Source organism: Xanthomonas sp. NCPPB 1067 (assembly GCF_020783795.1).
In the GTDB taxonomy this organism is placed as follows: domain Bacteria; phylum Pseudomonadota; class Gammaproteobacteria; order Xanthomonadales; family Xanthomonadaceae; genus Xanthomonas; species Xanthomonas melonis.
Genome location: NZ_JAJGQG010000053.1, coordinates 1 through 5,905 on the forward strand (window position 1 = coordinate 1; position 5,905 = coordinate 5,905).

Sequence of the window (5,905 nt, forward strand, 5' to 3'; positions counted from 1 at the left end):
GCGCGGCTGTGTGTGGGTGGCGCGCGTCGAGGTGTGAGTGCGGCGGTGAGCCGACTTGTGGTCGCTGCGTGCCGTTACCTGCGCCAGGTCCGCGTCATGGCGGGATGTGGTTGGTGTTGGATTTTTGTTTTGCGCAAAGAACAAACCCCCAGTCCGTGAGGACTGAGGGTTTGGGGTAAAGCCCCTGGCGATGACCTACTCTCGCATGGCTTGAGCCACACTACCATCGGCGCAGCTGCGTTTCACTTCCGAGTTCGGGATGGGATCGGGTGGTTCCACAGCGCTAATTTCACCAGGGAGACGGTTGGAGCGGCGCCAGTTTTTGCTTCTCTTCAAAAGTCTGCACAAGGAAGTGCAGGCTCTTGCGAAGGGAAGCGCGTACGGCGCCCGTCTCGCATAGGTAACTTATGACGTAGCTTGCATTTGATGATCTACCAACGTTCGTTGGGACCAAGGCAACTTGAGGTTATATGGTCAAGCCGCACGGATCATTAGTATCAGTTAGCTCAATACATTGCTGTACTTACACACCTGACCTATCAACCACGTAGTCTACATGGTTCCTTTAGGGGGCTTGTGCCCCGGGAAGTCTCATCTTGAGGCGCGCTTCCCGCTTAGATGCTTTCAGCGGTTATCGCTTCCGAACATAGCTACCCGGCAATGCCACTGGCGTGACAACCGGAACACCAGAGGTTCGTCCACTCCGGTCCTCTCGTACTAGGAGCAGCCCCTCTCAAACTTCCAACGCCCATGGCAGATAGGGACCGAACTGTCTCACGACGTTCTGAACCCAGCTCGCGTACCACTTTAAATGGCGAACAGCCATACCCTTGGGACCGACTACAGCCCCAGGATGTGATGAGCCGACATCGAGGTGCCAAACACCGCCGTCGATATGAACTCTTGGGCGGTATCAGCCTGTTATCCCCGGAGTACCTTTTATCCGTTGAGCGATGGCCCTTCCATACAGAACCACCGGATCACTAAGACCTACTTTCGTACCTGCTTGATCCGTCGATCTTGCAGTCAAGCACGCTTATGCCTTTGCACACAGTGCGCGATGTCCGACCGCGCTGAGCGTACCTTCGTGCTCCTCCGTTACTCTTTAGGAGGAGACCGCCCCAGTCAAACTACCCACCATACACGGTCCCTGATCCGGATAACGGACCTAGGTTAGAACGTCAAGCACGACAGGGTGGTATTTCAAGGATGGCTCCACTGCAGCTAGCGCCACAGTTTCATAGCCTCCCACCTATCCTACACAGACGAACTCAACGTTCAGTGTAAAGCTATAGTAAAGGTTCACGGGGTCTTTCCGTCTTGCCACGGGAACGCTGCATCTTCACAGCGATTTCAATTTCACTGAGTCTCGGGTGGAGACAGCGCCGCTGTCGTTACGCCATTCGTGCAGGTCGGAACTTACCCGACAAGGAATTTCGCTACCTTAGGACCGTTATAGTTACGGCCGCCGTTTACTGGGGCTTCGATCAAGAGCTTCGCCTTGCGGCTGACCCCATCAATTAACCTTCCAGCACCGGGCAGGCGTCACACCCTATACGTCCACTTTCGTGTTTGCAGAGTGCTGTGTTTTTGATAAACAGTCGCAGCGGCCTGGTTTCTGCGACCCTCTTCAGCTATAGCTCGCACGAGCCACCAAAAAGGGTGCACCTTCTCCCGAAGTTACGGTGCCATGTTGCCTAGTTCCTTCACCCGAGTTCTCTCAAGCGCCTGAGAATTCTCATCCTACCCACCTGTGTCGGTTTACGGTACGGTCTTCGTGAGCTGAAGCTTAGGAGCTTTTCCTGGAAGCGTGGTATCAGTGACTTCGCCATAAAGGCTCGTCTCGGTGCTCGGTCTTAAAGGATCCCGGATTTGCCAAAGATCCAAACCTACCGCCTTTCCCCGGGACAACCAACGCCCGGTACACCTAACCTTCTCCGTCCCTCCATCGCACTCACGCGAGGTGCAGGAATATTAACCTGCTTCCCATCGACTACGGCTTTCGCCCTCGCCTTAGGGACCGACTAACCCTGCGTCGATTAACGTTGCGCAAGGAAACCTTGGGCTTTCGGCGTGCGGGCTTTTCACCCGCATTATCGTTACTCATGTCAGCATTCGCACTTCCGATACCTCCAGCAGACTTCTCAATCCACCTTCGCAGGCTTACGGAACGCTCCTCTACCGCGCATAAAACAAGTTTTATGCACCCCAAGCTTCGGTTCACTGCTTAGCCCCGTTAAATCTTCCGCGCAGACCGACTCGACCAGTGAGCTATTACGCTTTCTTTAAAGGGTGGCTGCTTCTAAGCCAACCTCCTGGCTGTCTATGCCTTTCCACATCGTTTTCCACTTAGCAGTGAATTTGGGACCTTAGCTGTGGGTCTGGGTTGTTTCCCTTTTCACGACGGACGTTAGCACCCGCCGTGTGTCTCCCATACAGTCCGTCTCGGTATTCGGAGTTTGCAATGGTTTGGTAAGTCGCGATGACCCCCTAGCCATAACAGTGCTCTACCCCCGAGAGGATACATATGAGGCGCTACCTAAATAGCTTTCGAGGAGAACCAGCTATCTCCGGGTTCGATTAGCTTTTCACTCCTAATCACAGCTCATCCCCGTCTTTTGCAACAGACGTGGGTTCGGGCCTCCAGTACCTGTTACGGCACCTTCACCCTGGCCATGACTAGATCACCCGGTTTCGGGTCTACTGCCCGCGACTATGCGCCCTTATCAGACTCGGTTTCCCTTCGCCTCCCCTATACGGTTAAGCTTGCCACGAACAGTAAGTCGCTGACCCATTATACAAAAGGTACGCAGTCACTCTTGCGAGCTCCTACTGCTTGTACGCACACGGTTTCAGGATCTATTTCACTCCCCTCTCCGGGGTTCTTTTCGCCTTTCCCTCACGGTACTGGTTCACTATCGGTCGGTCAGGAGTATTTAGCCTTGGAGGATGGTCCCCCCATATTCAGACAGGGTTTCACGTGCCCCGCCCTACTCGTCTTCACTGGAGTGGCCCTTTTAAATACAGGGCTATCACCTTCTATGGCCAATCTTTCCAGATTGTTTTTCTAAAGCCATTCCAGCTTAAGGGCTGCTCCCCGTTCGCTCGTCACTACTTAGGGAATCTCGGTTGATTTCTTTTCCTCCGGTTACTTAGATATTTCAGTTCACCGGGTTCGCTTCCAGCAGCTATGAATTCACTGCAGGATACTGCCGAAGCAGTGGGTTTCCCCATTCGGACATTGCCGGATCAAAGCTTGTTGCCAGCTCCCCGACACTTTTCGCAGGCTACCACGTCCTTCATCGCCTCTGACCGCCTAGGCATCCACCGTGTGCGCTTATTCGCTTGACCATATAACCCCAAGTTGCCTCGGAGCTATATGACGTGTTGTGTGGGGTACAAAGCCACCAACGCGAACATACGACTCAATTTCTAGGGACTCGAAGTCCCCGCCTTAGCCTCAACGACACGTTTAGATAGATATCTCAAACGCTCGCTACGTCATAAGTTATAAAAGAACACGTACCAGCCTCAACGCTGATCCGTATAAATTCTTGAGTGTGCACTACATTCAGAGTGGTGGGTCTGGGAGGACTCGAACCACCGACCTCACCCTTATCAGGGGTGCGCTCTAACCACCTGAGCTACAGACCCAAAGTCTAGTGCTCTCGCTTTTCCCTGGACAGTCCGCACACGGATGTGCGGGCTATTGCAGAGGGATCTGCGAATCTGGTGGAGCCTGTCGGGATCGAACCGACGACCCCCTGCTTGCAAAGCAGGTGCTCTCCCAGCTGAGCTAAGGCCCCATGATGGGACTTTCGCATACCGACCTGTGCCGGTACGCATCTCTGAATGCAGGTAATTTGTGAGGACGCCCGCAAGACGATGACGTCATGCTCAAAAGGAGGTGATCCAGCCGCACCTTCCGATACGGCTACCTTGTTACGACTTCACCCCAGTCATCGGCCACACCGTGGCAAGCGCCCTCCCGAAGGTTAAGCTACCTGCTTCTGGTGCAACAAACTCCCATGGTGTGACGGGCGGTGTGTACAAGGCCCGGGAACGTATTCACCGCAGCAATGCTGATCTGCGATTACTAGCGATTCCGACTTCATGGAGTCGAGTTGCAGACTCCAATCCGGACTGAGATAGGGTTTCTGGGATTGGCTTACCCTCGCGGGTTTGCAGCCCTCTGTCCCTACCATTGTAGTACGTGTGTAGCCCTGGTCGTAAGGGCCATGATGACTTGACGTCATCCCCACCTTCCTCCGGTTTGTCACCGGCGGTCTCCTTAGAGTTCCCACCATTACGTGCTGGCAACTAAGGACAAGGGTTGCGCTCGTTGCGGGACTTAACCCAACATCTCACGACACGAGCTGACGACAGCCATGCAGCACCTGTCTCACGGTTCCCGAAGGCACCAATCCATCTCTGGAAAGTTCCGTGGATGTCAAGACCAGGTAAGGTTCTTCGCGTTGCATCGAATTAAACCACATACTCCACCGCTTGTGCGGGCCCCCGTCAATTCCTTTGAGTTTCAGTCTTGCGACCGTACTCCCCAGGCGGCGAACTTAACGCGTTAGCTTCGATACTGCGTGCCAAATTGCACCCAACATCCAGTTCGCATCGTTTAGGGCGTGGACTACCAGGGTATCTAATCCTGTTTGCTCCCCACGCTTTCGTGCCTCAGTGTCAGTGTTGGTCCAGGTAGCCGCCTTCGCCACGGATGTTCCTCCCGATCTCTACGCATTTCACTGCTACACCGGGAATTCCGCTACCCTCTACCACACTCTAGTGACCCAGTATCCACTGCAATTCCCAGGTTGAGCCCAGGGCTTTCACAACAGACTTAAACCACCACCTACGCACGCTTTACGCCCAGTAATTCCGAGTAACGCTTGCACCCTTCGTATTACCGCGGCTGCTGGCACGAAGTTAGCCGGTGCTTATTCTTTGGGTACCGTCAGAACAATCGGGTATTAACCGACTGCTTTTCTTTCCCAACAAAAGGGCTTTACAACCCGAAGGCCTTCTTCACCCACGCGGCATGGCTGGATCAGGCTTGCGCCCATTGTCCAATATTCCCCACTGCTGCCTCCCGTAGGAGTCTGGACCGTGTCTCAGTTCCAGTGTGGCTGATCATCCTCTCAGACCAGCTACGGATCGTCGCCTTGGTGGGCCTTTACCCCGCCAACTAGCTAATCCGACATCGGCTCATTCAATCGCGCGAAGCCCGAAGGTCCTCCGCTTTCACCCGTAGGTCGTATGCGGTATTAGCGTAAGTTTCCCTACGTTATCCCCCACGAAAGAGTAGATTCCGATGTATTCCTCACCCGTCCGCCACTCGCCACCCATAAGAGCAAGCTCTTACTGTGCTGCCGTTCGACTTGCATGTGTTAGGCCTGCCGCCAGCGTTCACTCTGAGCCAGGATCAAACTCTTCACTTAAAATTACATGCCCGAAGGCAAATACTCTTAGCTGCAGAAGTCCAACCACTGGCAACTTATCGCTTGCAAAGCAATTAATATGTTGCTTGATTAAACGTCTGCAAGATGGACAATCATCCTTCCTGCAGGCGTCCGCACAAATTACCTGCGCACACTGTCAAAGAACATGGGGAAGTGGCCTCAGCGCCGTTCCCGTCAGCTTCGTCGTTTCCGTCGAAGCGAGCCGCCCATTATAGCGGACTTTTTCTTGCCGTCAACACCTCATTTCGAGGTGGTTGACGCTGCTTCGTGTCGACCCGAAGGTTTTCTGCGAAGCGAGCCGGCCATATTAGCAGGCTTTTCATCCTCGTCAACCCCTCGTGAAAAGGAAGTTGCCGCCGCATCACCTCAATCCGCCGTAGCGTCTTTCCGTGTTGCGAGCCGCCCATCATAGCCGGCTTTTGCGTTTCGTCAACACC

At 54.1% G+C, this 5,905-nt stretch carries 1 protein-coding gene, 2 tRNA genes and 3 rRNA genes; all 6 read right to left on the minus strand.

All coding sequences use genetic code 11. The annotated features are described in order from the left end of the window. Positions 1-182 precede the first annotated feature (182 nt). A 5S ribosomal RNA gene (rrf, locus tag LL962_RS20560) occupies positions 183-297 on the minus strand. Between the two features lie 173 nt (positions 298-470). Beyond that, a 23S ribosomal RNA gene (locus tag LL962_RS20565) occupies positions 471-3,351 on the minus strand. A gap of 226 nt (positions 3,352-3,577) precedes the next feature. Next, a tRNA-Ile gene (locus tag LL962_RS20570) sits at positions 3,578-3,654 on the minus strand. 76 nt (positions 3,655-3,730) lie between these two features. Further along, a tRNA-Ala gene (locus LL962_RS20575) sits at positions 3,731-3,806 on the minus strand. A gap of 94 nt (positions 3,807-3,900) precedes the next feature. Then, positions 3,901-5,447, minus strand: a 16S ribosomal RNA gene (locus tag LL962_RS20580). Together the 16S, 23S and 5S rRNA genes with 2 tRNA genes alongside form the textbook arrangement of a ribosomal RNA operon. A 230-nt stretch (positions 5,448-5,677) precedes the next feature. Beyond that, a partial coding sequence (locus LL962_RS20585; protein WP_228318249.1) for a hypothetical protein occupies positions 5,678-5,905 on the minus strand: 228 nt, incomplete at its 5' end.